This window comes from Nocardia paucivorans NBRC 100373 (assembly GCF_000308675.1).
GTDB classification, from domain to species: Bacteria; Actinomycetota; Actinomycetes; order Mycobacteriales; family Mycobacteriaceae; genus Nocardia; species Nocardia paucivorans.
Window position 1 is genome coordinate 189880 of the sequence record NZ_BAGE01000052.1, and the last position, 24515, is coordinate 214394.

Genomic DNA, 24515 nt, shown 5'->3' on the forward strand with positions numbered 1-24515 from the left:
CTTTTTGTCTCAATTCATGGAAATGAACTTTCGGCATCCGGCGCCGAATCCGCGCCATTCCCCGCTCGAGTCGCGACCGAACACCATTCGACGGAAACTGGCAGCAAATGACCACACTTCCGACCGACCAGAATCATTTACACTATAAAGATTATAATAATTGAAGGTTGATCACCTTCGTTGCTAGGCTGGACGACATGGTTTTCGAGGCCGATCGAAGGCAATCTGCGTGACAGCCCCCAAGCGGGGACGCGTCGCGCAACACCGCGTCGCGCAAACCGTCGCCGCGGAGCTGCGCACCCGCATTCTCACCGGCCCCGACGACTACCGCCTCCCCACCCAGGACCAGCTGGTTCAGGAATTCGGCGTCAGCTATCCCTCCATCCGGGAAGCCATTCGAATTCTGGAGACCGAGGGACTGGTCACCGTGCGCCGCGGCAATGTCGGCGGCGCCGAGGTACACCGACCCGACGAGACATCGGCGGCGTACCACCTCGGGCTCGCCCTCCAGGGCGGCCGGGTCACGCTGCGAGATCTGGCGACCGGGCTGCAGATGCTCGAACCCATGTGCGCCGCCGAATGTGCGCGGCGGGAGGACCGCGCCGAGGTCGTCGTCCCGGCGCTCACCGCCAATGTCGAGAAATCGGCGGAACTGGTCGAAGACGGTGCGGCCTTCACCCAAATCGCCCGGGAGTTCCACGATCTCGTGGTGTCCTTCACCCCGAACGCGACCGTCCGCTATGTGGTCGGCAGCCTCGTGGCGCTCTGGTCCGCCCAGGAGGAGGCGTGGGCCGAGGCACTCACCGGCCGCAGCGAATATCCTTCACCGGATCAGGCCAGGGAGGCCGTGCGCACCCATCGGCGGATCGTGAAGGACATCGCGGCGGGCCGGGCCAACGCAGCAGAGCGAATGGCGTGCACCCATCTCTCCGCCACCCGGTCGCTTCTGCTGAGCCGCTTCGACGACGGCATCGTGAACGCGTCGTCGACCATTGCCCGTCAGGCCATCGAATCCGGCCGGATCACCCGCTCCTGAGCTCTCCGAGGGCGCGATCCGGCCGGGCTCACAACCGGGCTTCGCTCGATATTCCGGTCGCCGGTCCTTCGGACGCGAAGGCCCGGATCATGGCGTCCTGCGTGAACGAGGCCAGCAATCGACCGTCCTCGGTGCAGACCTGGCCGCGCACATAGGCCGTGCCCGCGCCCGCGTAGGTGCTCTCGTGGTGGTAACGCAACCACCCGTCCCAGCCGACGGGATCGTGGAAGGTCACCCCGATTCCCATCGGTGCGGTGGACAGCGTGCGATGCGCCTGCGCGGTCCCGACACCGGCGTGCGGGCGCAAAGACGTGGAGATTCCGAGGTGGCCGGTGAAATGCGCCAGCAGGGCGCGGCGCAGTTCGTCCCGTTCCGGGACGGTGTCGTAGCGCAACCAGGCATCCACGATCGGCGGACCGACCTCGTCGGGATCGTCGATATCGGTGACGCCGACAATGCGCACCTCCCGTCCCGACAGCGGAAGATTGCGAGCCGGCTGCGCCGACTCGGGCCCCACGATGGCCGGACGGGACGCCCGGTCGTGGCGGATCACATCGGGTTGCGGATCGTCCAGCAGCACAGTGGTGTTCGTGCAGATACGGCTGCCCTGACGGGCGGTGACCGTAGCGCTGGCGACCCCGCGCCCCACTCGGATGGGGGTCACGGTGAATTCGAGCCTGCGGGCCGGATCGGCCACGGAGACGAAGAGGGCGTGCGCCGAACGCACGGTGCGCCCGGACAGGGACTTGTGCGCGGCCACCAACGACTGTGCCAGGATCTGGCTGCCGTCGACCACCCGACGGGTCCCGCCGTCGCTGGTCCCGGAGAACTGATGGGAGTCCACCGAATCCGGCACGACATCGAAGATCTCCAACATTCGCTTCAGCGACGACTCGGTCACGCGCGTCCTCCCGTGTAGCGGCCCGCGCCGATCGTCACCCGAACCGCGTCCTGATCGAAACCGATGTCCTGATCGAAACCGATGTCCTGATCGAAACCGATGTCCTGATCGAAACCGATATAGCCCGCCGACCGAGCCACCTGCGGAAACGGTTCCGGATAACTCCAGGCGACACCGCACTCGTCTCCGGCGGCCGGATGCCGGTACACCGCCCGTCCCTCGAATGGGCAGACGGTGCGGGTCTCGGTCGGTTCCAGTTGCGAGAAGTCCACCGCCTTCCACGGGAAGTAAACGATCAATCCGTGGTCCTGTTCGTCCACGATCGGACAGGCATCACTGTGGGCGAGCCGGATATCTTCGTACCGGGCGGACATGACATTGGTACGGGCGAGCAGGTTGACCCGGTAATCGGGCCGCTCATGGTACATCGACCGGATGGGTTCCTCGCTCATACGGACTCCGGGTTCTGGTGGTGCGCAGGTTGGTTCGGCTCGTTCGCGAGCATATGTCAGAGCGAGGGCGCGGTCGCCGCCGCATCGGGAATCATCGGACGAACCGTGCCGGCAGCACCCGCCCGAGACGGCGTTCTCCGGCGCGTACCCGGGAATGCCCTTGATCTCCAGATAGTCGTGGAACCCGTATCCGCCCCCGCTCCCGCCCGTTGCCGCTCTTGCGGTAACCGCAGAAAGGACAGTGGAAGCGAAGGCGCCGTTGCTGGACACCCGGCCCATCCGGATCCGAGGGGCCATGGCACGCGCCTGTTTCCGATCGGCCTCGGCGACATTGCCGGCAAGACCGTAGTCGGTGTCGTTGGCGATCCGAACGGCGTGATCGATATCCTCGTATCCGAGGATGTACAGCGCCGGGCCGAAGATCTCCTCACGGGAGATCGTCATATCGTTGGTGACATTCGCGAAAATGGTTGATTTGGCGTGGAAACCGATAGTCGACCCCTCCGGACGGCCGGTTCCGCCGGTGACGAGCATGGTGCCCTTCCGGATCAGCGTCTGGATCTTGTGGAACCGAGCGGCGGAAACTCCGGTCCGACCGCGACATCGCCGGTGGGATCGCCGGCCGTCAACCGTTCGGCCGCCTCCCGCGCGGCGGCGATCGCCTCGGCCATCCGGGTCGCCGGCAGCCAGGTTCGGGGCTCCGCGCCGCCCGCCACGTTCACCGGACCATAGAGTTCGCCCTCGACGCTTTCGGTCCGGCGCAGCACGGCGGCGATTCCGTCATCGGCGTCTCGACCGGCCCACCGCGATCACGATCGCTCCCGCCTGCGACCAGGCGGGTTGTGGCGGTGCCGATACCGCGGCCACCCGCACCGCATCGAACGAAAGTTATGCAGATCATGAATGAGAATTCTCTTCTCATGTCAGAAGATCGTGAAGGCCATCGAGAAAACCGGAGCGTCGACGACCCGAGCTCACCGTTCCCGACGGGAACCCACCCACCGACCCCGCCGCAGAACCCGGAGGTGACCTGCCTCGGACCGACACCCGGCCGACCCGAACCCCACGCCTCTACACTCACCGCATGAGCTCATCGGACAGCGGAGACACCGCCGCCCCGGCCGGCGCATTGGACGGCATCCGGGTAATCGAGGTCGGCACCCTGATCTCGGGTCCGTTCGCCGGTCGTCTACTCGGCGATATGGGCGCCGAGGTGATCAAAATCGAACCGCCCGGCTCCCCCGACCCGCTGCGCACCTGGGGACAGGCCGAACTCGACGGACACCATTTCTTCTGGACGGTGCACGCCCGCAACAAAAAAGCCGTCACCCTCAACCTGCGCGAACCCGCGGGCCGCAAGTTGTTCTTGGAACTGGTGGAACGCTCCGACATCATCGTGGAGAACTTTCGACCCGGGACCCTGGAGAAATGGGGACTGGGTTACGAGACCCTGCGAGAACGCAACCGCGGCATCATCCTGGTTCGGGTGTCCGGCTACGGACAGACCGGTCCCGACGCGCACAAGGCCGGTTACGCCTCGGTCGCCGAGGCCGTCAGCGGCCTACGCCATATGAACGGTTTCCCCGGCGGACCGCCACCACGATTGGCACTCTCGTTGGGCGACAGCCTGGCCGGTATGTTCGCGGTCCAGGGCGCACTGGCAGCGCTCTACCGCCGCACCCGCACCGGGGAGGGACAGATCGTCGACACCGCGCTCACCGAGGCATGTCTGGCCGTCCAGGAATCCACCATCCCCGACTACGACATCGGCGGTGTGGTGCGTGGACCGTCCGGCACTCGCCTGGAGGGCATCGCACCGTCGAATATCTACCGTACCGCCGACGGTAGCTGGGTGGTGATCGCCGCCAATCAGGACACCGTCTTCCGCCGCCTGTGCGCGGCGATGGACCGACCCGAGCTGGCCACGGACGAACGATTCGCCACCCATACCGCTCGGGGTCGTAACCAGGACGAACTGGACAAGATCATCGGCGATTGGGCGGCCGGCCGCCAACCCGACGACATCATCGCCACCCTCAACGCGGCCGGGGTGATCAGCGGACCGATCAACACCGTCGCCGAGGTCGTCGCCGATCCGCAGTTGCGCGCCCGCGGAATGATCGCCGAGCACTACGACGAACGCATCGGACGCCCGGTGCTCGGCCCAGGAATCGTTCCGACGCTGTCCCATACCCCCGGAACGATCCGCAATGCCGGACCGGCCACACCGGGACAGCACAACGACGAGGTCTACATCGGGTTACTCGGCAGGACGGCGGCGGAGCTGGAGGAGCTGCGGAGCGAGGGCGTGCTGTAGCCCGTTTTCGAATACGGGCCCCGGCAGGGGCCGTTCGAATACCTCTGATCGCTCGTTCGTACTCCCGCTATTGGAAACGTGGGAGAATAACCACGGCGATCACGGATGGTGGAGATACGTATGGCGAAAGTCGACGGAAGTGACAAGAAGGACGTCACCCGGCCTTCGACGCACACGAAGACCGAAGAAGGCGGAGCAGGTGGGGCCGAGGAAAAGGTCATCCGCCCCATCTACAAGCGCGGGTGGAAGGTCAAACTGGTGTGCCCGTCCGGCGCGCGGCCGCCCCTGCGGGCGTTCATCCTCGGCAACAAGACCGTCGACGGCGCCGAGGACGCCATCCAGAAGGCGGTCGACCTACTCGGCTGCGGCATGCCCACCCCACCTCCCCCGCGTAAGCTTCCGCTGAAGGTATCGGCACGCCTCCAGGTCGGTACCAGCGCGATCAATCCCGTGTATCAGAAAACCGTGGACCAGGCCCACGGCCGCCAGGATTCGCTCGCCGGGATGGACAACCAGGTCTCGGGCACGTCGAAAATCGTTGCCGACAAGCAGCATTCCGCCCTGAACAAGATCAAGTCCATTGTCGCCGAGCTGAATTCCAAGTTGTCGGCTTTCGATGGGCGCAAACTGAAATCGGCGGAGGAAACGCAAATCGCCGAACTCGTCGCCCAGGCGGTGTTGGAGGTGTACGACCAGGTAATCCTCACCGCCGAGGAGAACGCACAGCTCGCCGAAGACCCCGGCAACGACAGCACCAAACCGGGCATTCCCGCCGCCGAGACCGTCGCCGGAACAGGAAACGCCGCCACCGAAGCAGGGGCCCCCGCCCAGGGAGCCGCCGGCGGCGAGGGTGGGCTCGGCTCCATACTGCCGATACTGGCGATGCTGCCCATGGCCGCCGTGCCACTGATCGGCATGATTCCCGACCTGTTGGAGCAGCAGCAGGAAAGCGAAGAGGTGGTGGAAGAAGAGGTCGGCCCGACGCCCCAGGACCCCACCCTCGTGCCCGTCGTCGGGGAAACCACCCTCCCCGCCGGTGGAGTCACCGCCCCGGACAACGGGCAACCGGCCGTACTCCCCTCACTTCCCACCCTCGGCCGCAATACCGCTTCCCGGCGCAATACTTCACAACCATCCGGCAACGACAACGACGCACAACCGGCCGAGAACGACGAGAACGTCACCGAACCGGTACTCGATCAGGTGTGAGCGGGCGGTCCGCAACCCGCCGCGACCGATGGTGCCGAACCGCTCGTTCCGGGCCATCCCGTTCGGGGCTATTGGAGCAGGGCGGTCACCACGGCGGCGGTCGCCTCGGCAATGGGCACGTCGTTGTTCGGCGCATCGGACAGATTCGTGGTCGAATCGCTGAACAGAACGAGCAGTAGCCGATCATCATTCGGCGCCCGCACCACACCGGCGTCGTTCACGGTGCCGTAGCCGCCGGCGCCGGTTTTGTCGGCCGAGGTCCAACCGTCGGGCAGGCCCTTTCGAATACGTTCCCCCGAGGTGACGTTCGCGGCCATCCATTCGGTGAGAACACGCTGTCGGGCCGGGGCGAGGGCGGAGCCGAACAACAGTTCCCGATAGCCGGTGGCCAGGCCCGTCGGGGTGGTGGTATCGCGCGGATCGCCACGGGCGACCGTATTGAGATCCGGTGCCCACCGATTGAGGACGGTGGCGTTGTCGCCCAGAGTACGAGCGAATTCGGTGATGGCGCGGGGACCACCCAACCGGCCGAGCAGGAGATTGGCGGCGGTGTTGTCGTTGTGGACCAGGGCCGCAGCACACAGTTCACCCAGAGTCATGGTGCGCCCTTGGACCGGAGCGGTCACGGGCGAATTCTCCACGACCTGGTCCGGCTCGACCCGCGCCTTGTCGTCCAGGCTCAGTCGACCCTGTTGTTCCCGGCGCAGCAGTGCCGCGACCGCATACACCATGAATGTGGCGCATAGGGCGAATCTCTCGTCGGCGCGGCGGGTGTAGGTGAGTTCCCGGCGGGGAGCGAACGCGTGGACACCGAGCCGCACGCCATAGAGGTCTTCCAGCTCGGTGAGCGCGAGATCGAGTTCGGCGAACGGGGCGTCCGGGGTGGGAGCCGGGGCCGGCACCGGCGAACTCACGGAGGGCGCGGTGGTGGCGGCGGTGGTACCGCACGAGACACCGGCCGAGAGCGCGGAGACCGCCAGGGCGGCGCGGATGAAGCGCCGGCGGCCGAACGAGGCGGAGTGAGTGTTCGGTGTGGTCACCGTGGCAGGACACCACCGCTCGGACGCGGAGGCCACTATCCGCGCGGTGTGTCCGCGAGTCGTTGTCGATATCGTCGCCCGACGGCACGGACTCGCCCCTCACCGGGAGCCGACGCGCTGGTTCAATGGCGGCATGGACCTCATCCGCTACCTGAGTTTTTTCGTCGCCGTTGCGGAAGAGGGCCATTTCGGTCGGGCGGCATCCGCGCTGGGTATGACGCAACCTCCGCTGTCGCAGGGGTTACGGCGGCTGGAACGGCGTCTCGGTGTCGATCTCGTGCATCGCACTCGGCACGGGGCGGTGCTCACCCCGGCCGGACTGGAATTGTTGCCGCGGGCCCGTCTGCTGGTCGACGACGCCGAGCGGTTGCTCGCCGAGGCACAGCGGATCGCCCGCACTCGCGGAACCGTGCGCTGGGGTGCGATACCGGCCCTGCCGGACCGGGTGGTCACCGCGTGTGTGACCGCATTGCGTACCGAACTCGGCGCGGAGGTAACCGTGTCCACCACGGTGGGGACGACGGTGGATCTGGTGTCGCAGGTGCGCTTCGGGCTGTGCGATACGGCGGTGGTCGAACATCCGGCCCTGGTCGACGGAGTCGAGGCCGGTCCGGTGGTGAAGGTGCCGCGGTGGGTCGTGGTACCGGAGGGACACCGCTGCGCCGATACGGAACGCCCCACCTTCCCCATGCTGGCCGGGCTGTCGTTCGCCGCGCCCGCCCGGACCGCCAACCCACCGGCCTTCGACACCGTCCGTGATCTCCTGCGTGAGCGGGGATTGGACGCGCCGACGGTAACGGTGCGCGACGACCGCGGTGTGTTCGCCGCCGTCGCGGCCGGAACATGTTTCGGACTCACCACATGTCCCCCGGCCCCCACGCCCGGGGTGGCCTGGGTTCGGATGGCGCCGCAGGCGACGGCGTTGCGGGTCCGTGTCGTGCGACGGGCCGGAGCCGAGGCCCCGGCCGAGGCCCTCGACCGAGTGCTGTATCGGGAGCGACTGCGATGACCGTCGAGGACCGGATCCGCGCGGTATTCGCCGATGCGGGCTGCACCGGATGGCTGCACGCGCGCCGCTGCGACGGTTCCGCCGCAGAGATCTCGATTGCCGGGTACGACCGCGTGGTCACCGCGTCCACCTACAAGCTGATGGTGCTCGTCGCGTTCTGTCACGCCGTCGACCTCGGGCGGATCGATCCGCTGGCCCCGATCACGGTCGTCCCGTCCGAGTGCACGCCGGGGCCGACCGGTATTTCCGCCCTACACGATCCGGTCACCATGAGCAGGCGCGACCTGGTGACCTCGATGATGACCGTATCCGACAACGCGGCCGCCGATATCCTGCTCGACGAGGTGGGCCCGGGCGCCGTCGAGGAACTGTTGGACCGGGTGGGGCTGACCCGTACCCGGATCATCGGCGGTACCGCCGATATCCAGCGCGGACTGATCCGTGATACCGATACCCACACCACCGCCGAGGCCTTCGCCGCGCTGGCCGACAACGACGAGGCGTGGACGGTGTCCGCCTACGATCCGGCCTTCACCAGCTCCTCTACCCCGGAGGAGATGACCCGGCTGCTGCAGGCGATATGGACGGGCACCGTCGTCTCGGTGGAGCAGACCGAGTTCATCCGCACCGTGATGCGCAAACAGGTCTGGCCGCATCGCATCGCCTCCGCCTTCCCGTATCGCGGGGTGACGGTGGCGGGGAAAACCGGGACCATCGGGGTGATCCGCAACGAGGTGGCGGTGGTCGAATTCCCGGGCGAGTATCCGGTCGCCGTGGGAGTGTTCACCCGGGCGGCCCGGGCCGATCCGGTACTGCCCGTCGTCGACGCGGCCATTGCCGAGGCCGCGTGGATCGCCGTCACCGAGCTGCGTCGCGCCAGGGAGCATCCGAGCGAGCACTACAGGTAATTTTATTCTCCCAATTTGCATACATTATTTACGGCGGCCATCGGGTCGCTGCGGGAAACCACGAGGCCTTCGAGCTCGCGCGCTGCCCGTATGCCTCCAACGAGCACGAGCCGGCCGAAGTGCATCGATGCGCCGACCCTGATCGCCCGGCATCGGGAACGTATGACCGGCTACAAGGTCCCCCGATCCGTGATATTTCTCGAGGAGCCGGCCGGTGAACGCCACCGGCAAGGTGGTGAACGATCTGTTGCGATAACCGTCCGAGAGAAAGCGAGCGCGGATGACCCACTTTCCCGACTTCGAGGCACTACGGGCGGCGGTGGGCACCGAACTCGGTGTCAGCGACTGGATAGAGATCGATCAGCGGCGTATCGACCTGTTCGCCGAGGCGACCGACGACCACCAGTGGATACATGTCGATCCGGAGCGGGCGGCACAGGGCCCGTTCGGTGCCACCATCGCCCATGGCTTCCTCACCCTTTCACTGCTCGTCCCTCTCACCCAGCAGGTGATGAGCGTGGGTGGGGTGCGGATGGGGATCAACTACGGGTTGAACCGTGTCCGGTTCATCACCCCGGTCAAGGTCGGTAGCCGCGTGCGGGGTTCGGTGAAACTCACCTCGGTGAGCGATATTCCGGGGGGTGTGCAGATGGAACGCACCATCACGATCGAGGTGGAGGGCTCCGAGAAACCCGCCTGCGTAGCCGAACACATCGCCCGAATCATGGTCTAGCCAATCTTTCCGGACATCCGATAGGCCCGAATCCGTCGACCCGAGAAGGGCTCTAGGTGTATCGCCGATCCCATATGAGAGTTCCGCTCTCGCAGGATGAGATTTTTACTCTCGGAGTCGGGGGTCCCGGCGTCGACCAGAAAGAGCGAAGGGCCCGGTGAATATCGACGACATGATTCCGGCGAGTATTCCGGCGAGTATCGACGGCCATGTCGTCGAACCGCGCAATATGTTCAACAACCACATGTTCAACAACCACGTGCCGAAGAAGTACGCCGAGTGCGATCCCGAGCTCGTCGTCGACGACAAGGGCATCGATCGCTGGATATACCGGGACCGACCGGCGTTACCGGCCTCAACGCGCTCGTCTCCCGACCGCCCGAGGAATGGGGCTACGATCCCGCCGGCTACGCGAAGATGCGCCCCACCGGCTACGACATCCACGACCGGGTTCGCGATACGGATGTCAACGGCGTCCTCGCCTCCATGTGTTTTCCCCCTTCACCGGATTCAGTGCCGGTCATCCGAGCTGCGGCGGTATGGACGAGATCACCGTCGCCATGATCTCCGCCCACAACGACCGGCATATCGAGGAGTCGGCGGATGCTTCCCCGGCCGGCTCATCCCGATCGCGATCCTGCCACTGTGTAACCGCGGCTCGCGGTCGCGGAAATCGAACGAGTCACCGCCAAGGGCTGCCACTCGATCACCATGCCAGAACTGCCGCATATCGATGGTCTGCCCAGCTATCACGACATCGACTACCGGGGCCCGGTGTTCCAGGCGCTCTGCGATGACTTCACACAGTTGCCACAAAACCCGCTACCGGAAGGTTGCAGCGACCGTGTCGTTCATGTCCCCGGGCAACCGACCGGACCCACCGCCGGGCGCATCACCGCACCGGCTCCCCGTCAACCGTGACGTATATCGCGGGGATTGGCGCCGAAGCGGCGTCGGAAGGCCGTGCTGAAGGCACTGGCCGAACCGAAACCCAGGCCGAGCGCGAGGGAGGCGATACTCCAGTGGCGGTACGCGGGGTCGCGCAGGCGGGCGTAGGCCAGCCGCAGCTTCTCCTCCTTGATGAGTTCCCGGGGTGTGGTTCCGGCGTGTTGTAGTGCGAGCTGGACCTGCCGCAGCGACCAGCCGAGCGCGTGGGCGACCGCGGCCCCGGTGAGTTCGGGGTCGTGGGCATGTGCGCGGATATACCGGCGGACCGCGAATTCCACCTCGGTGAGCCGGTCGCTTCCGGGGGTATGGTCGTCGCGAACGAGCAGACACAGCAGTTCGACCAGCCGATCGGCCACGGCATCGAATTGGTGCCGGTCCAGGGTGTCGCGTTGGGTGCACAGGGAAGTGGCGAGGTCTGCCACCACCCGTCCCAGTCCGGTGCCGAAGTCCAACGGGCGGACCGGCGGGGCGACGCGATCCAGCCGGGCCTCGATCTCCTGTCTCGGGATGGTCATGATGAGGCCTTCGGTGCCCTCCCCCAGGGAGATGCCGAACGGTCGGTCGATGGTCACCAGACAACCGGCATTGGACGGGAGAGCGGCATCCTGATCGTCACGACGGAAGGTCGCCGGACCGGCGGTGGGCAGGATCAGCCGGTAGTCCTCGTCGGGGTCCTCACGCACATGCCGAGTGGTGCGGTAGTAGGTCACCGCATCGGATCTCCACCCGATGAGCTGATAGGTGCCGGTGCGGCGCAGCACGGTACGGCCGTGGAACCCCTCGCGTCGCGGGAACTCGTAGCCCATACGGCAGTGATACGACTCGATCAGCTCGGCCCAATAGTCCGCGCGTTCCCATGGGTCGACGGTGCTCGTGGTCGCGGATTCGACAACGGCTGCGCTGTTCACCGACACCAACTCCCGACACCACGATCCAACCGCCTACCCGCACCCGAACGGGTTCATCCCACAGAATAGGTCGTCGAAGCGAACTCCGGATGCGGAAGGGTAACCGGAGCGCTGCGCCCGATCGCAATTTCTGTGCGCTCCCCGGCAAGCGGGGCACACATACCGGCTCTACCGTCACGATTGCCCGCCGCGGGACGGCCACGACATCGCGTCCCACCGACCGGCGGCGAAGCTCGATACCGACGACCACGAGGAGTTCCGATGCGCAGGATAGTTCTGGGTCACGACGAGTCCGGGAAGACGCAGGTGCTTGCCGACGAGGACGTTCCCCCGATCACCATCGCCATGCTGCCGGGGGCGCAGGTGCACCGGATGTGGGAGCTCGACGAGACGCCGAGCCTGCCGGTGACCACCGCGCAGGCCCCGGGGGTCGCCACCTCGTTCTTCCCCGGCCCCAACGGCGCCCGCTTCGGCTTCATCACCGTGCCGCCGGGCCTGTCCTACGACCCGCCGGCGCACTTCACCCCCGAGGACCTCGAGGCCGCGGCGGCGGAGGCCGAGGCGAAACTGCCGGGCATGTTCTCCACCTTCAACCCGGAGCAGCCCGGAATCCACGCCACCCAGACGGTCGACTTCGTGGTCGTGGTGTCCGGTGAGGGCCTGCTGCGCACCGACACGGGCGTCGAGATCCCCCTGCACCCCGGCGACTGCATCGTTCAGAACGGTTCCGGGCACGCCTGGCACAACAACGGCACCGAACCGTTCGTCTTCTGCTACTCCCTGATCGGCGCGCGCTGATCGACTTCCACCGCCGCATCGGAGTGGGGCCCGCTCGGGGAGGGGATATCACCTTCCCGAGCGGACATGTTCTGACCTGAATGGGGGTCATGCTCATCCCATGATCACTTCTCGGCTGGTTCGAACCGGTCCCGACTCCGCCAGGGGCCACGGCAGTCTCAATGCGTTCGCCGCGGTCAAAGGACCGGGCGGAGCGCGTGCATTCATCACATTCCTCGGGGCCGTTTTCGACGGACGTGAAACACCGGAAGCACACGCCGTCGACACCGATGGTCTGCTGATCCACGCCGAGGTGCGGATCGGGGACTCCTGTCTGATGATCGCGGACTCCAAACCCGATTGGGTGTTCACTCCGGCATTGCTCCAGGTCTATGTCACCGACTGCGACGAGCTACTGCGCCGGGCCGAAGCCCACGGGGCACGGATCATCACCGAAACCACCCCGTTCTACGGGGCCTCGTCCCTCGCCCGGTTCATCGATCCGTGGCGCAATGTGTGGTGGTTGTTCGGGCCGGCGATCGAGGGCGCTCCGGAACCGTCCTGGGACCCCGACGCCGAAGCCGAGGAATCGATCGTCCACGCGACCATCTGTCGGGCGATGCGTGAGCTGTCCCCACCGGCGTAGTGTCCGTCCGGGTCACCGGTGGTCGGTGACCCGGATAGCAGCCGCCGGGCATATCTCCTCGGCGGCGCGGATTGCGGCATGGTGCGCTCGGGCCGGCACGGACTCCAGCACCACCGATCTGCCGGCACCGTCCTGGTCGAATATCCTCGGCGCGGTCAGAGCACACATGCCCGCGCCGATGCAGCGTTCGTGATCCACGACGATTTTCATCGGCCTGCCCCCTCACCAGGTGACGGGGAGAGCGTGCACACCGTAGATGTCCAGGCCGTGCCGTAGCGGTATCTCACCGGCCGGCACCGCCAACCGTAGCGTGGGGAAGCGCTGCACCAGGGCGGGGAGCGCGATACGCATTTCGACCCGAGCCAGTTGTTGACCGAGGCATTGGTGGACACCGTGACCGAATCCCAGATGCCCGACCGCGTTCCGGTCGATATCGAAGGTGTCCGGATCGTCGAATTTGGCGGGGTCGCGGTTGGCGGCCTGGATGGACACCGCGACCGTCTCACCCGCCTTGATCAACTGTCCGTCGAGTTCGACGTCGACCAGAGCGGTTCGAGCTCCGGTGTGCGCGATGCTCAGGTATCGCAACAACTCCTCGACGACGCGATCGGCGCTGTCGGGATCATCACGCAACACCATGAATCGATCAGGATGGTCGAGTAGCGCGAAAGTTCCCAATGCCAGCATATTTGCCGTGGTGTCCAGACCGGCACCGAGCAGCAGGGCACCGATACCCGACAGCTCGTCGTCGGTCAGGTCGGTCCCGGTGAGATCCCCGAGCAGATCATCGGTGGGAGCACCGCGCTTGGTACGCACCAGTTCACGTATGTACTCCTGAATCGTGGTGAACGCGGCGGCCCGTTCCTCCATCGAGTCGTCCACGCCACCGAGAGCAGCAATGTTCTGCTGAAACAGGTCGCGATCGCCGTATGGGACGCCGAGTAGTTCACAGATCACCAGAGCGGGTATCGGAAAGGCGAAGGCCTCGACCAGATCGACCGGACCGCCGGCGCGTTCCATCGCGTCGAGATGGGCTCGGGTGATACCGGATACGTGTTCGGCGAGCCGTTGCATCCGCCGCACGGTGAATTTACCGGCCAACAGTTTCCGGTAGCGGGTGTGTTCCGGCGGATCCACCCCGAGCATGTCTCCCGGTACCGCGGGCGGGATATCCCCGGCGTCGGCGAGCGGGTAGTGCGTGATCTCGTAACGCACGCTGAAGCGTGGGTCGGCCAGCACGGCGCGCACCACGTGGTATCCGGTGGCCAACCAGCCCCGGTGGCCGTCGGGGAAGACCATCCGCGCCAGTGGTCGCCGCTCCCGGATCGTCGCCAATCCGGGTGGTGGATCGAACGGGCATCCCGGGCTGCGGGTAGTGGGGAGTCGGATTGCTTCGGACACGGATCCCGTCACGATGTCACCTTTCATTCACATCTGTTTGGACGAGATCGAACGCTACGTTGCATTCGCAAAATACTCCACGGAAAAATCAGCCAATGAGCACATATATGCAGATAAATCGCAAATCATCCTTGCAATGGCCATGAATCTCAATGCAATAATCCAGCCATCAAGTTGCAATGAGATGTGGTCGAACGCATGCTTTGGACACAGGGGTCAACAGCTCGTGACGAGCCGGAGGAGGAATGAACGATGCCGGGCGGCAGGCTCACCCACGAGGATCGTCGACAGATAGCGAGCGGATTGGTGCAAGGGCTCGGGTATGCCGAGATCGCCCGTCGGCTGGGTCGTCCGACGTCGACCGTGAGCCGAGAAGTTTTACGCAACGGTGGCCTCTACGGCTATCACCCACAGCGCGCGCAACGGGCCACCGAGCAGCGTGCGCGCCGCCGGAGAAAACCCACCACATCGGCGACCACCGCCGACGGTGACACCGTGACACGCGAATACCTCGACCGACTCGGCGCATTGATCGGCCGAACCGGCATACCACGAACCGCCGCGAACGTGATGACAGCTCTCTACACCGGCGACGCCGACGGACTCACCGCCGCCGACCTGGCGCAGCGGCTACACGTCAGCCCGGCCACCATCTCCTCAGCCGTCGGCGTACTGGAAACCCAGGGGCTGATCCGGCGCGAACGCGATGCGTCGAGCCGACGCGACAGATACATCCTCGATGAGGACGCCTGGTTCCAAGCGACATTGGCGAGCGGCCGACAGCTGCGTGACCTCGCCGAAGCGGCCCGCGACGGTATCGCCGTGTTCGGCGCGGGCACCCCGGCCGCCTCGCGCTTTCACACCATGAGCGAATTTCTCGAATTCGTCGCCCACGACGTGATCGCATCGGCCGAACGCTGGCGAAAGGTATTCGACGGAACCGGCCGCAACCGTACTGCGACACCGCAGACCCCGCCCGAGTGAGGCCACCCGGCCGCCACCGGCGACGGGACGGCGTCGACGCTACCGGGTCGTACCCGTTATCGAAGAAATACTGCTGCGCCGAAGAAGTACTGCTGCGCAACGAATTGCGCCGCCAGGATAGCGATGTATGGGCGATCCACCCGGGAGGACCGAAGATCTTGCTCGAATCCGCATGATCGCTCGGCCTCCCGCCCGAAGCAGCGGCGACGAACCGGGAGATGCTCGGCGAGTACGGAAACATGTCGAGCATCTCGCTGATCTTCGTGCTCGAACGGATCACCGACCGGAGCGGTCCGACGAGCCGATCTCGACCGGGTGGCGTTCTCGTTCGCGCCGGGGCCAACAATCGAAGGTTTCTCTTCGACGTCGTTCGCCGGTGATCACACCGTCGCCTGCTCCCGTTCCACCACGACCAGGGGGATCTCCCGTTCGGTCTGCTGTTGATGCGCTGCCATATGCGGGTGCCGCTCCTCGAGCAGGCCGAACAATCGCTCCCGCTCGTCACCCGATGCCGTATGTGCGGTGCCGGCGAACCGGTCGATGCCCTCGGGGGTGGCCCGCTCGACGAGCACCTGCGGATTCGCCACCAGATTTCGGTACCACGCCGGATGATCGGAGGCGGCCATATTGGACGCCCACAGCACGATGCGGTTCCGCTCATCGGTGAAGTAGCCGAGCGGAACGACATGCCGGCGGCCGCTGCGAGCGCCGGTGGTGGTCAACAGGACGAGATCGGCGCCTTTGAGCATTCCGTCCATGGTGATCCGGCCATCATGGGCACGGAAGTCCTCCACTACGGACCGATTGAACGCACGCATATCACTGGGCATCGACACCAGGCCGACAATAGTGCCGACAAAACTTGTCCCCAAATGATTTCTACCGCCGCTTCCGGAAACCACCGGCCGAGGGTGCAGAGCCGCGGTGGTCGGGTCGGCACTCGGGCGAAAGCACGTCCTCGGCGAGACGATCACGACTCGCTTACAGGGACGAGGACGCCCAGCCGAACTCCATCCAGGACATGCCGGCGGATTTAGGCTTCGAAGCCATGACCCCCTCCAGCGGTAAGGTCGCACTCGTCACCGGCGGCGCCGGCGGTATCGGCGCGGAGGTCGCCCGGCGGTTGTCGAGCGCCGTGGCTACGTACTGATCGTCTCCTCCCTGACCGCCTACGTGGCGATGCCGGGGTTGGCGGCCTACTCCGCCACCAAGGCCGGGGTGGAACAATTCGCGAACGCGTTACGACTCGAGGTGGCGCACCTCGGCGTCGATGTCGGATGTGCGCATATGTCATGGATCGACACCCCGCTCGTGCGGGAATCATTCGCCGAGCTGCCCGCGGGCGAACGAGCGCGCGCCACACTGCCGAGGCCGCTTCGTAGAACGACCTCGGTTCAGAACTGTGCTGCCGGATTCGAGCGGGGTATCGAGCGACGGGCCAGACGGATCAACGTACCCGCCTGGGTCGAGGCGATACGCTGGCTGAAACCGCTGCTGAACATCCCCCTCGTCGAGCGCGCGGCCAACAAGCGCACCCCTACCTGGCTGCCCCACCAGCCGCGCCACCCCTGATCGCGACAGGTCACATCGGCCAGGGTGAGTTCGGTCAGCAACCGCTGGTACTCGTCGGTGGTACCGATATCGGCGACCGCGAGCCTGCCGCCGGGCTCGAGCACGCGAACCGCTTCCCGGATCGCGGCGGCGCGGCCCGACTCGGTCGGCGACCCCTTCCACAACCGCATTACGTTCGGTGACCTGGATCGCGTTGCCCGACTGGTCGACACCGCGCCAGAGATCCACACCGAACGCTCGACCCTCGGGCCCGATCCGCCCGGCTGCGGCGAGCAGTACCGCGCCCCGACCACACCCGAGATCGGGTACTCGCTGTCCGTCACGAAGATCCAGCCGGTCCAATACCTCCACCGAGCGAACGGCCGGTCGTCGAGATCACAAGACCCGCGACCAAAGCCCCCAGGCCTGCGAGGCCCCAACCGATCGGAACACAGGGCGCGTCGATCCCGTATGTCCCTTTCCTTTCCCGACATACGGACAACTCCGACTCCTTCACCGAATGATCTTCCACACCAATCCAATCAAGGCCACCGAAAGACGATCGCGAAGTCTTGTCGACAGGGGACAACGGCCGGGTTCTCGACCCTACTGTCGGAGACGGATGTCGAGATGGGCCGGATCGATCGTTCGTTCGGCGGCGAACGCGGACACTCGACCCGGGCTTCCCATCACTCACAGCTCCCTAGAGGTGATCGTCGGGAATCACTTCGAATGTACCGTTCGGCCCGCCGACGAATCCGCACACTTGTATACGAAACTTTCGGCGCCACAACAGTTATGTGAAATCGGTTGTCGAAGAATGGAATATCCATCGGCAAACATGCGGTCCATACTCGCCCGCACGACGGTCCTACCTATCGGTCCGAATGATCTACCGTACCGGATATATGATGTAAGATCGGACGGCCCGGACCGGAGGTAACGGTGTTTCCGTAGCGCCGATCATCGGTCTTACCCATAGTGATAGCGAGGCCGGATTGAGCAATGGAGTCCTCTGGGTCGCCTCGCGAAGCACCGTAGAGTTGGCCGCCACACTGAAAGTAGCGGCCGATCATATCGCCAATCGTTTGTACAGAGGCAAATTCGTCAACCAAATGAAACACGGCCTCGATCATGAGGTCGAGACCGATATCCACAGCGGTGATCAGATCCGAAAAGCAGGATCCAACGGTGACGTCCCATCCGCAACCGGAACCGGCCCGACGGAAAGACCGGCCGACGCGTACCTGAGAAAAATATATGGAGAACAGTATCATACGGATGGCTCGACCCAGGCCTACGAATATGCTCGTTCACTGGCAGAACTACCACACCAATTCCACGAAAAGGTCGCCGCCCACATGAAAAGAGAGCCTCGTGGAGGGATATGGTTGGGTTCCGGAAAATTGCACGACCTCGGCCATACGGAATGGGCTGCATCGAAGCAACGGGATCAAACTCCCGGCGCATGGCCGGCAGGGACGACCTGGGACGATGTCAGCGGTATGTACAGCGAGGATTTCCGAGCACTACTCGTAGGGCACACACGATATTCCAGAGAGAATACTGCCGCCCATGAATTCGGCCATGCACTCGACGCTTCTCTCAACAGACTGAGTCACGGCCTGCCGTTTCATCGGTTCCACACCAAGGTTCTCGAGCACATCAAAAATACCATACCGAAACTTTACGAATATTTCGACCAATCCGACAGGGCAGGTAAGCGAGAGCTGTTCGCCGAAGGTTTCGCCTGGTACAACAAAACCATGCGGGATCCGTCCGACGCCACGCCGCCGGAATTCTACGGATCGGTCGCCGCAGGTCGTCATCTGATCGACTTCTATCGAATGCTGGACAACGAATTGGGAATTGAACGATGACCGAAGAGCACCCCTTGGCCCGACGTCTGGACGACGGACGAATCCTGCTGCGCCACTTCGGGGAAGAGTCCGAAGGGGATATCACCGACGGTTCGCTCGTCATCGGCCCCCAGGACCCCGCATACCAGGACTGGGACGCAGAGATCACGCGCTGGGAGCACCGTCCGAGACTGCTCGACGACAGTGGCGACTACGAACCCATCGACTGCGAAAATCTGCGCATACTTTCGGATACGCTCCCGGACGGTCACGATCGAGCGCTCGAGCACCGCGCGTGGTGCTGAATCTCCGGCCGAACACCGGGCACAACATCGGCGTCGGCCATACTGCCCTGGCATACCACCTGGGAGTGCTCGCCTTCGCCGAGGAATGCGTGGTCGCCCGCACGCCCGATGAATTTACCGGATATACAAGACAATTCGACGGCGGCATGGCCCCGCCGCCGAGGAGGTGAACCATGGACGTCACCGATATCGCGTTGTTTCTGCTGCGCCTCGTGGTGGGCGCGACCATGATCGCGCACGGAGTCAACCATTGGATCGGCGGCGGTAAGATTGCCGGAACCGCCCGCTGGTTCGAGAGTCTGGGCCTGCGCAACGGTGTTCTCCAGGCGTGGTTGAGCGTCGTCACGGAAATCGGCGCGGGCCTGCTGCTGATCTTGGGCCTGCTCACTCCGCTCGCGGCGGCGGCGATCATATCGGTCATGCTGGTGGCCGCCCTGTTGGCGCACCGGAAGAACGGATTCTTCGTCTTCAAGGACGGCTACGAGTATGTGCTCGTCCTCGCGGTGGTCTGCCTGGCGCTGGGTCTGCTCGGACCGGGATGGTTGTCGCTGGACCACGCGGCCGATATCGAGATCACCGGTTGGGCGGGCGGCGGTATCGCGCTGGGCGTGGGTGTCGTCGGCACCGCCGTTCTGGTAGCCCTGTTCTGGCGGCCGACCGCTCCCGAATCGCAGTCCTGATATGCGGTCGACTCCCGTCTCGAACACCGTTACGGCGCGAAAAGTGCGCTGATACGCGTCGAATTCATCGGATTGGGCAGTCAGGGCGGGCCGATGGCGCGCCGCATCATGGAGGCGGGGTACCCGACCGCGCTGTGGGCGTGGCGCCGCGCGCCCTGGAACCTTGCGCCGATACCGCGGCCCGAACCGCCGATACCGCCGCCGGTACGCTCATCGTCTTCGTGGAGGGGCGATCTCGACGCGGTGGAGCGGGCCCCCCGTCCGGTATCGGCCGGCTATGCCGACCCCATCCTGCACGTCGGGGCGCCCGGCGCCGGGCAGTGCGTCGAACTCGTCAACGTCGAACTCGTCAACAATGCGCTGTTCGCCGCGCAGATCGGTCTCGTCGCCGAGGCCGTGCGGCCGGCCGGTCACTTCGGGCTCGACGAGGCGACCGTGCTGTCCGTGCTCCCGCACGCCGGCAGTTCCGGGTGGGCTGTCGCCGGGGGTTCGGTCGCGGCGTTCTCCGATGCGGTCGGCGAATTCCTGCGCAAGGATATTGCCGTCGCCCGGCGACCGATCGATGAACTCGGCACCGACCTCGGATCCCTCGACCCGCCATCGGCGCCGCCGTCGACGAAGCCCGCTCCGGAATATCACGCTCCGCCGCCGGGGCCGTATCACCCGGCCGAATCGACTCCGGCACGCCCGGATCCGGATGCCACGGCGGGGGCATCCGGCCAGCTCGGTGAGCGACCGAGCATACGCAGTAGTCGTTGAAGGGCGGGCTCCTCGTCCCCACCGGGCAGGGCGGGCCCGAACGGGGAATCCGGTTGCATCCGCTGCGGCCCGTCCGGGACCGCGGCGGCGATCCGCAACGTGGGCTCGGCGAGATCGTCGTCGAGTTCGTAGTCGATTCCCAGAGCACGGGCGAGGTCCCAGCCGTGCACCACGTAGTCGACGAGGTGCATACCGACGGCCACATGCCCCGGGACCGAGGTTCCGAACTCCGGCATCGCGAACGGGCGGTCCAACACCTCGGGGGATTCGAAGGCCACCAGCACCTCCTGCGCGGCGGCGAGATAGTCGTCTCGGGTGTGGAGACCGGGTCGACGCGGCTGCCACAGCGCGAGATCATCGCCACACCCACGCGCCGAGGCGGCGAAACCGCGGTGCTGCGCGGTCATATGCTCCAGTAATTCACCCACCGTCCATTCCGAACAAGGTGTGGGGCGCGTGAGGTGTTCGGGCACGACGTGGGCCGCGATGGTCATGGTGGTGTGAACGGCTCGTCGATCGAATTCGCGGAGGTCTGCTGTTGTCATACCCAAACCGTAAGCACATGCTTACTATATGTCAATGCTTATTATTTTGCTTATTATTTTCCCTCGGTAGGTTTGTTCCATGGGCTCCACCGACCGTCCCGACCTCGCGGCCATGCTCGCCCCGCTGGTACGCACGCTCATGGCCCTCGAACGCCCCATCCTGGAAGCCCACGGACTGGCAATGTGGGCATATTCGGTCCTGACCGCCCTGAGCCACGGGCCGGCGCGCGGGCAGGGCGTCCTGGCGCAGGAGATCGGCGCCGACAAAACCCGCATCATCCCGATACTCGACGACCTCCAGGACCGCGGACTCATCGAGCGCACCCCCGATCCCGCCGACCGCCGCGCCCGCCTACTATCACTCACCCCCGAAGGGCGCCGACTACAGAAGGCCGTCCAGTCCGAGATTCAGGCCCGGGAACAGCGACTGCTGGACCTGCTACCCGCCACGGACCGACAAGGATTCCTCGCCGCGCTACGCACACTGTCCACTCTCCCCCGGGAGGAAATGACCGCGACGGTCACCGGAACGGGCACCGGAGCCGTGAGACATCGGCGAGAAAAGTGACGCCGGGACGAAACCGCCCACACACGAACGATCCGAGGTACCGAGTGAGAAACCGTGTCGCACCACGGATCTCGAACCGACAGCAATCCATATGGGGGTACCTCGCCGAGCGCCGGCCATCACGAGCGATACGGATTCCGGGTTGCGTCGGGAGCGAACCCGACGCAACCCGGGACCATTACGTCAGGGCCGGGTAGCCCTCATAACGGACGGTGAGCGCTTCGAGGTGGTGGCCGGACGGATCGTCGAAATACACGCCCCGACCACCGTAATTGGTGTTGATTTCGCCCGGCCTGCTCATCCGGGGATCGGCCCAGTACGTGATACCCCGCGCACGGATACGTTCCATGACCCGATCGAATGTGTCGTCGTTGACCAGGAATGCGTAGTGCTGGCCGGGAAAATCGATCGGCGGTTCGGCGAAATCGAGCACCCGACCGTCGGTCAGGTACACCGCGACGAAGAACCCCGCTTCCCGAGGCTCGGGCAGGCCGAAGACATCGGCGAAGAACCGTGCGGACTCATGTTTGTCCCGCGCGGCAATTATCGTGTGGTCGAAACGTACATCCACCTGCGGATGCGACATATGAAATTCCTTCCTCCATGGATTGTGAACCGGTGATCACCATGGAGGGGGCGGGCTTCTGGCCCGCCACGCGGTCAAGGAGCCGCCGGGAACCCTTCTCGCTTACGGCATATGGCCGACCCGGCAGTCACGCCGCCGACTCTAACACAGGTCGAGACAGGTCGCCCTCACGCGCGATCGGGTCGCCCGGATCGAGGACGGATGCCGTGACGGTTCCACAACGCAGCCCGCGCCTCGAGCGGCTGTGACCCGATCCACACCATAATCTGGAATGATTCCAATTAAATGGCGGTTGTGTGAGATGAAGGATCGACGAAGGAGCACACCATGACCGCAGCACTTCGGACCCAACAACGAACCAACCGCCGTTCCGCCGAGGAGATCCGGAACTTCACTGCCTCTCCCCGACTGGCCGCCGACCTACAGCGCGTACTGGTCGATCTCATCGAATTACAGCTCCAGGGCAAGCAGGCCCACTGGAACGTCGTCGGAACCAACTTCCGCGACCTACACCTCCAGCTCGACGAACTGGTCGACGCGGCACGCGAGGCCGGCGACACCATTGCCGAGCGCATGCGGGCCCTCGACGCGGTACCCGACGGTCGATCCGACACCGTCGCCACCACGACCGGTCTACCGGCCTTCCCCGCCCATGAGGTGAGCACCGAGGAGACCGTCGATCTGATCACCACACGCACCTATGCGGTGGTCGAAACCCTCCGCGATGTGCACGACGCCGTCGATGCCGAGGACCCGGCCACCAGCGATCTGCTCCACGAGATCATGAACGCGCTGGAGAAGTTGGCCTGGATGATCAAGTCGGAGAACCGCAAGGTCTAACCGGCGCGCCGGTCCGCCGGGCCGCCGGGACGACACCCCGCGGAAGATTCGGCGACAGATCGGCGACAGATCGGTGTAGGTGGCGATACCGGGTAGTGCGGCCACCACCGCGGGAATGGCGTTGATCGGCGGCATGACCGTCATGCCGCGGCCGAGCACCATGAAATCGACGATCGTTTCACCACGAACATCCGGGGGCGGCAGGAAGTTCGCTGTCATGTGCACCCTCGGCGTGCCGGCGACGGCACTCCGGTCGCAGGCGGTGTCGCGGTGTCGGCGGCCAGAGCCAGGAGTTCCGCGAATCCGGGACCAACCCGGCCGACACGCCCGTTCGATACGTGCTCGGTCGGCGCCCGGATTGCGGCCGGTGATGAACGAGGCCGACGAGACGACATTCACCCCCGCGGACAGGATGCGCACCAGCTCGTCGACATCGTCGAGGGCGGTCGGCGGTGTCGGTCGTCGTCGGTGTGGTGGTGATGCCCAACGATTCGACACCGCACGGCTCGCCACTGTCCCGTACCGGCCGTCGAAACACTGACTCCCTGCTCACAGAGCCTTTCGACGCCGTACGACGTGACGTACAGTGGCGACATGTCCGACTACGACAGCGTTCCGCTGAGCGATCTGCGCGACCGGCTCGGACGAGTCGTCGACCAGGTCGCCGCCTCGGGGCGTCCGGTGGTCGTCACCCGCGAAGGCAAGGACGCCGTGATCATGCTGCCCGCTTCGATACTCGAGGGGGGTGTGCTGCCACCGGCATTCCTGGACGAACAGGTGCGCAACACCACCATCGAACGCCTCGACACGAAGCTGGCCGAGCATTCTCCGGAAGAAGTAGCCCGGGCCGAGCAGTGGCTCGACCGGCTCAACGCGGGCGGTTCGGCGGGCGCCGCGTGAGTGTTGCCGACGACACCGCGCTGGTCACCCTCGCCGAAACACCCACCTATGGCTATGTGCTGCTGCGGCAGCTGGCCATCCACCGCCGCATCCTGGTGATCCCCACCGTGTCCCTCATGGCGGCGCAACGCTTCGCCGGCGACGGAGATTTCTCCGAGCTGTTCGCCGCGCGCGGCGTGGTGCGCTGGGTCGAACTCGATTGCGAGGCCGCCCAGCGGATGGCCGCCGAAGTACCACCCTGCGCCGATCCGGCCGACTGGGTGCTGATCGCCCCCGTGGTGTGGGCGGCCCGCTCGCTCCAGCGCAGCGTGCTGACCCAACGGCCGGAACGGTACAGGGGCTACGACGTGGACATCGAGGCTCTACCGGGCTCCTGAGCCCGCCACCACTACTCGTCCACGACCTCGATCGATCGCGCGTTCGGGACACGTATCCCCGGCCTCGGCGACCCCGGCCGCATACTGGGGCGCCATCGCCGAAACGGTCACCCCCGCACAGCCGTATTCGCTCGATGTGAACGTATCCGGACACGCCGACAGGCAGACTCCGTGACCGCAGCACCGATCGGCATCGACGGAGACCTTCATCGCGCGCATCGGCGGGGCCCTGCACACTTTACGACGGCGGTTTCGCCGGTATCCGCTTCCTCACCG

General features: G+C 65.4%; 28 protein-coding genes and 3 pseudogenes. 19 read left to right on the forward strand and 12 right to left on the reverse strand.

The window, feature by feature from the left end; genetic code table 11:
• Positions 1 to 229: 229 nt before the first annotated feature.
• Positions 230 to 1036, forward strand: coding sequence for a FadR/GntR family transcriptional regulator (locus ON32_RS19055; protein WP_040792298.1), 807 nt, complete (start codon positions 230 to 232; stop codon positions 1034 to 1036).
• A gap of 28 nt (positions 1037 to 1064) precedes the next feature.
• Here ON32_RS19055 and ON32_RS19060 read toward each other — a convergent pair whose 3' ends face one another.
• The 3 genes and pseudogenes from ON32_RS19060 to ON32_RS30185 all read right to left on the reverse strand — a co-directional run.
• The gene (locus tag ON32_RS19060) at positions 1065 to 1913 is read right to left on the reverse strand and encodes an acyl-CoA thioesterase (protein WP_051133462.1); all 849 of its coding nucleotides are present in this window, start codon (positions 1911 to 1913) and stop codon (positions 1065 to 1067) included.
• 20 nt (positions 1914 to 1933) lie between these two features.
• Positions 1934 to 2923, reverse strand: coding sequence for a DUF427 domain-containing protein (locus ON32_RS27230; protein ID WP_051133444.1), 990 nt, complete (start codon positions 2921 to 2923; stop codon positions 1934 to 1936).
• Between the two features lie 131 nt (positions 2924 to 3054).
• Positions 3055 to 3311, reverse strand: a pseudogene (locus ON32_RS30185) (hypothetical protein); the annotation flags it as partial.
• A 162-nt stretch (positions 3312 to 3473) separates the two neighbouring features.
• Between ON32_RS30185 and ON32_RS19070 the strand changes: the two are divergent.
• The gene (locus tag ON32_RS19070) at positions 3474 to 4706 is read left to right on the forward strand and encodes a CaiB/BaiF CoA transferase family protein (RefSeq protein WP_051133446.1); all 1233 of its coding nucleotides are present in this window, start codon (positions 3474 to 3476) and stop codon (positions 4704 to 4706) included.
• Positions 4707 to 4826: 120 nt separating this feature from the next.
• Positions 4827 to 5915 carry a hypothetical protein gene (locus tag ON32_RS19075; RefSeq protein ID WP_157224245.1) on the forward strand — a complete coding sequence of 363 codons (1089 nt, stop codon included), beginning with the start codon at positions 4827 to 4829 and terminating at the stop codon, positions 5913 to 5915.
• 68 nt (positions 5916 to 5983) lie between these two features.
• On the opposite strand, the gene bla is transcribed toward ON32_RS19075, so the two are convergent.
• On the reverse strand, positions 5984 to 6955 hold the full coding sequence (gene bla / locus ON32_RS19080) for a class A beta-lactamase (protein WP_051133447.1): 972 nt from the start codon (positions 6953 to 6955) through the stop codon (positions 5984 to 5986).
• Positions 6956 to 7088: 133 nt separating this feature from the next.
• Here bla and ON32_RS19085 point away from each other — a divergent pair, with 133 nt between their 5' ends.
• The 4 genes and pseudogenes from ON32_RS19085 to ON32_RS30190 form a co-directional block, all read left to right on the forward strand.
• Complete coding sequence (locus ON32_RS19085; protein ID WP_040792376.1) at positions 7089 to 7964, forward strand: LysR family transcriptional regulator; 876 nt, start codon at positions 7089 to 7091, stop codon at positions 7962 to 7964.
• Positions 7961 to 8872 carry a serine hydrolase gene (locus tag ON32_RS19090; RefSeq protein ID WP_040792301.1) on the forward strand — a complete coding sequence of 304 codons (912 nt, stop codon included), beginning with the start codon at positions 7961 to 7963 and terminating at the stop codon, positions 8870 to 8872. Before ON32_RS19085 ends, ON32_RS19090 begins: the two co-directional genes overlap by 4 nt.
• Positions 8873 to 9152: 280 nt before the next feature.
• The gene (locus ON32_RS19095; protein ID WP_040792302.1) at positions 9153 to 9605 is read left to right on the forward strand and encodes a MaoC family dehydratase; all 453 of its coding nucleotides are present in this window, start codon (positions 9153 to 9155) and stop codon (positions 9603 to 9605) included.
• 172 nt (positions 9606 to 9777) lie between these two features.
• A pseudogene (locus tag ON32_RS30190) lies at positions 9778 to 10403 on the forward strand (amidohydrolase family protein); the annotation flags it as partial.
• A gap of 113 nt (positions 10404 to 10516) precedes the next feature.
• Here ON32_RS30190 and ON32_RS19105 read toward each other — a convergent pair.
• On the reverse strand, positions 10517 to 11461 hold the full coding sequence (locus ON32_RS19105) for an AraC-like ligand-binding domain-containing protein (RefSeq protein WP_040792377.1): 945 nt from the start codon (positions 11459 to 11461) through the stop codon (positions 10517 to 10519).
• A 261-nt stretch (positions 11462 to 11722) separates the two neighbouring features.
• On the opposite strand from ON32_RS19105, the gene ON32_RS19110 reads away from it, so the two are divergent.
• Together ON32_RS19110 and ON32_RS19115 are read left to right on the forward strand one after the other, a co-directional pair.
• Positions 11723 to 12259 carry a cupin domain-containing protein gene (locus ON32_RS19110; protein WP_051133449.1) on the forward strand — a complete coding sequence of 179 codons (537 nt, stop codon included), beginning with the start codon at positions 11723 to 11725 and terminating at the stop codon, positions 12257 to 12259.
• A gap of 100 nt (positions 12260 to 12359) precedes the next feature.
• On the forward strand, positions 12360 to 12884 hold the full coding sequence (locus ON32_RS19115) for a VOC family protein (protein WP_040792303.1): 525 nt from the start codon (positions 12360 to 12362) through the stop codon (positions 12882 to 12884).
• Between the two features lie 12 nt (positions 12885 to 12896).
• Here ON32_RS19115 and ON32_RS19120 read toward each other — a convergent pair whose 3' ends face one another.
• Entirely contained in the window at positions 12897 to 13094 is a 198-nt protein-coding gene (locus ON32_RS19120) for a ferredoxin (RefSeq protein ID WP_040792304.1), read from the reverse strand.
• 12 nt (positions 13095 to 13106) lie between these two features.
• Positions 13107 to 14297 (reverse strand): cytochrome P450, encoded by a 1191-nt coding sequence (locus ON32_RS19125; RefSeq protein ID WP_245551150.1) that lies wholly within the window; start codon positions 14295 to 14297, stop codon positions 13107 to 13109.
• Positions 14298 to 14537: 240 nt separating this feature from the next.
• On the opposite strand from ON32_RS19125, the gene ON32_RS19130 reads away from it, so the two are divergent.
• Positions 14538 to 15269 carry a GbsR/MarR family transcriptional regulator gene (locus tag ON32_RS19130; RefSeq protein ID WP_040792305.1) on the forward strand — a complete coding sequence of 244 codons (732 nt, stop codon included), beginning with the start codon at positions 14538 to 14540 and terminating at the stop codon, positions 15267 to 15269.
• Positions 15270 to 15649: 380 nt separating this feature from the next.
• Here ON32_RS19130 and ON32_RS19135 read toward each other — a convergent pair whose 3' ends face one another.
• Positions 15650 to 16099 carry a nitroreductase/quinone reductase family protein gene (locus tag ON32_RS19135; protein WP_040792306.1) on the reverse strand — a complete coding sequence of 150 codons (450 nt, stop codon included), beginning with the start codon at positions 16097 to 16099 and terminating at the stop codon, positions 15650 to 15652.
• A gap of 349 nt (positions 16100 to 16448) precedes the next feature.
• On the opposite strand from ON32_RS19135, the pseudogene ON32_RS30870 reads away from it, so the two are divergent.
• A pseudogene (locus tag ON32_RS30870) lies at positions 16449 to 16616 on the forward strand (SDR family NAD(P)-dependent oxidoreductase); the annotation flags it as partial.
• A 47-nt stretch (positions 16617 to 16663) separates the two neighbouring features.
• Here ON32_RS30870 and ON32_RS30195 read toward each other — a convergent pair.
• On the reverse strand, positions 16664 to 17011 hold the full coding sequence (locus ON32_RS30195; protein ID WP_051133452.1) for a hypothetical protein: 348 nt from the start codon (positions 17009 to 17011) through the stop codon (positions 16664 to 16666).
• Between the two features lie 807 nt (positions 17012 to 17818).
• On the opposite strand from ON32_RS30195, the gene ON32_RS19145 reads away from it, so the two are divergent.
• From ON32_RS19145 to ON32_RS19165, 4 genes are all read left to right on the forward strand, one after another.
• Positions 17819 to 18700: an anthrax toxin lethal factor-related metalloendopeptidase gene (locus ON32_RS19145; protein WP_040792307.1), complete on the forward strand. Its 882-nt coding sequence runs from the start codon at positions 17819 to 17821 to the stop codon at positions 18698 to 18700.
• Entirely contained in the window at positions 18697 to 18984 is a 288-nt protein-coding gene (locus tag ON32_RS19150; protein WP_040792308.1) for a hypothetical protein, read from the forward strand. Before ON32_RS19145 ends, ON32_RS19150 begins: the two co-directional genes overlap by 4 nt.
• Before the next feature lie 173 nt (positions 18985 to 19157).
• Positions 19158 to 19664 (forward strand): DoxX family protein, encoded by a 507-nt coding sequence (locus ON32_RS19160; protein WP_040792310.1) that lies wholly within the window; start codon positions 19158 to 19160, stop codon positions 19662 to 19664.
• 93 nt (positions 19665 to 19757) lie between these two features.
• The gene (locus tag ON32_RS19165) at positions 19758 to 20423 is read left to right on the forward strand and encodes an NAD(P)-binding domain-containing protein (RefSeq protein WP_040792311.1); all 666 of its coding nucleotides are present in this window, start codon (positions 19758 to 19760) and stop codon (positions 20421 to 20423) included.
• Here the strand turns inward: ON32_RS19165 and ON32_RS19170 are convergent.
• Positions 20324 to 20968 carry a TIGR03086 family metal-binding protein gene (locus tag ON32_RS19170; protein ID WP_051133453.1) on the reverse strand — a complete coding sequence of 215 codons (645 nt, stop codon included), beginning with the start codon at positions 20966 to 20968 and terminating at the stop codon, positions 20324 to 20326. The two genes, ON32_RS19165 and ON32_RS19170, sit on opposite strands and share 100 nt — an antisense overlap.
• A 79-nt stretch (positions 20969 to 21047) precedes the next feature.
• On the opposite strand from ON32_RS19170, the gene ON32_RS19175 reads away from it, so the two are divergent.
• Entirely contained in the window at positions 21048 to 21536 is a 489-nt protein-coding gene (locus ON32_RS19175; protein WP_051133454.1) for a MarR family winged helix-turn-helix transcriptional regulator, read from the forward strand.
• A gap of 178 nt (positions 21537 to 21714) precedes the next feature.
• Here ON32_RS19175 and ON32_RS19180 read toward each other — a convergent pair whose 3' ends face one another.
• On the reverse strand, positions 21715 to 22107 hold the full coding sequence (locus ON32_RS19180; RefSeq protein ID WP_040792382.1) for a VOC family protein: 393 nt from the start codon (positions 22105 to 22107) through the stop codon (positions 21715 to 21717).
• Positions 22108 to 22449: 342 nt separating this feature from the next.
• On the opposite strand from ON32_RS19180, the gene ON32_RS19185 reads away from it, so the two are divergent.
• From ON32_RS19185 to ON32_RS19195, 3 genes are all read left to right on the forward strand, one after another.
• Positions 22450 to 22962 (forward strand): Dps family protein, encoded by a 513-nt coding sequence (locus ON32_RS19185; protein WP_040792312.1) that lies wholly within the window; start codon positions 22450 to 22452, stop codon positions 22960 to 22962.
• A 594-nt stretch (positions 22963 to 23556) separates the two neighbouring features.
• On the forward strand, positions 23557 to 23862 hold the full coding sequence (locus tag ON32_RS19190; RefSeq protein ID WP_040792313.1) for a type II toxin-antitoxin system Phd/YefM family antitoxin: 306 nt from the start codon (positions 23557 to 23559) through the stop codon (positions 23860 to 23862).
• On the forward strand, positions 23859 to 24239 hold the full coding sequence (locus ON32_RS19195; RefSeq protein WP_040792314.1) for a hypothetical protein: 381 nt from the start codon (positions 23859 to 23861) through the stop codon (positions 24237 to 24239). Before ON32_RS19190 ends, ON32_RS19195 begins: the two co-directional genes overlap by 4 nt.
• Here ON32_RS19195 and ON32_RS28040 read toward each other — a convergent pair.
• The gene (locus tag ON32_RS28040) at positions 24225 to 24458 is read right to left on the reverse strand and encodes a ferredoxin (RefSeq protein ID WP_306307660.1); all 234 of its coding nucleotides are present in this window, start codon (positions 24456 to 24458) and stop codon (positions 24225 to 24227) included. The genes ON32_RS19195 and ON32_RS28040 overlap by 15 nt on opposite strands.
• Positions 24459 to 24515 lie beyond the last annotated feature (57 nt).

What these genes read in the sequence shown, in the direction of transcription:
- ON32_RS19060 (WP_051133462.1), bottom strand. Translation starts at nt 1,913, where the DNA reads ATGTTGGAGATCTTCGATGTCGTGCCGGATTCGGTGGACTCCCATCAG.
- ON32_RS27230 (WP_051133444.1), bottom strand. Translation starts at nt 2,923, where the DNA reads ATGCTCGTCACCGGCGGAACCGGCCGTCCGGAGGGGTCGACTATCGGT.
- ON32_RS19070 (WP_051133446.1), top strand. Translation starts at nt 3,474, where the DNA reads ATGAGCTCATCGGACAGCGGAGACACCGCCGCCCCGGCCGGCGCATTG.
- ON32_RS19075 (WP_157224245.1), top strand. Translation starts at nt 4,827, where the DNA reads ATGGCGAAAGTCGACGGAAGTGACAAGAAGGACGTCACCCGGCCTTCG.
- ON32_RS19085 (WP_040792376.1), top strand. Translation starts at nt 7,089, where the DNA reads ATGGACCTCATCCGCTACCTGAGTTTTTTCGTCGCCGTTGCGGAAGAG.
- ON32_RS19090 (WP_040792301.1), top strand. Translation starts at nt 7,961, where the DNA reads ATGACCGTCGAGGACCGGATCCGCGCGGTATTCGCCGATGCGGGCTGC.
- ON32_RS19095 (WP_040792302.1), top strand. Translation starts at nt 9,153, where the DNA reads ATGACCCACTTTCCCGACTTCGAGGCACTACGGGCGGCGGTGGGCACC.
- ON32_RS19110 (WP_051133449.1), top strand. Translation starts at nt 11,723, where the DNA reads ATGCGCAGGATAGTTCTGGGTCACGACGAGTCCGGGAAGACGCAGGTG.
- ON32_RS19115 (WP_040792303.1), top strand. Translation starts at nt 12,360, where the DNA reads ATGATCACTTCTCGGCTGGTTCGAACCGGTCCCGACTCCGCCAGGGGC.
- ON32_RS19120 (WP_040792304.1), bottom strand. Translation starts at nt 13,094, where the DNA reads ATGAAAATCGTCGTGGATCACGAACGCTGCATCGGCGCGGGCATGTGT.
- ON32_RS19130 (WP_040792305.1), top strand. Translation starts at nt 14,538, where the DNA reads ATGCCGGGCGGCAGGCTCACCCACGAGGATCGTCGACAGATAGCGAGC.
- ON32_RS19135 (WP_040792306.1), bottom strand. Translation starts at nt 16,099, where the DNA reads ATGCCCAGTGATATGCGTGCGTTCAATCGGTCCGTAGTGGAGGACTTC.
- ON32_RS30195 (WP_051133452.1), bottom strand. Translation starts at nt 17,011, where the DNA reads ATGCGGTTGTGGAAGGGGTCGCCGACCGAGTCGGGCCGCGCCGCCGCG.
- ON32_RS19150 (WP_040792308.1), top strand. Translation starts at nt 18,697, where the DNA reads ATGACCGAAGAGCACCCCTTGGCCCGACGTCTGGACGACGGACGAATC.
- ON32_RS19160 (WP_040792310.1), top strand. Translation starts at nt 19,158, where the DNA reads ATGGACGTCACCGATATCGCGTTGTTTCTGCTGCGCCTCGTGGTGGGC.
- ON32_RS19165 (WP_040792311.1), top strand. Translation starts at nt 19,758, where the DNA reads ATGGCGCGCCGCATCATGGAGGCGGGGTACCCGACCGCGCTGTGGGCG.
- ON32_RS19170 (WP_051133453.1), bottom strand. Translation starts at nt 20,968, where the DNA reads ATGACAACAGCAGACCTCCGCGAATTCGATCGACGAGCCGTTCACACC.
- ON32_RS19175 (WP_051133454.1), top strand. Translation starts at nt 21,048, where the DNA reads ATGGGCTCCACCGACCGTCCCGACCTCGCGGCCATGCTCGCCCCGCTG.
- ON32_RS19185 (WP_040792312.1), top strand. Translation starts at nt 22,450, where the DNA reads ATGACCGCAGCACTTCGGACCCAACAACGAACCAACCGCCGTTCCGCC.
- ON32_RS19190 (WP_040792313.1), top strand. Translation starts at nt 23,557, where the DNA reads ATGTCCGACTACGACAGCGTTCCGCTGAGCGATCTGCGCGACCGGCTC.
- ON32_RS28040 (WP_306307660.1), bottom strand. Translation starts at nt 24,458, where the DNA reads ATGCGCGCGATGAAGGTCTCCGTCGATGCCGATCGGTGCTGCGGTCAC.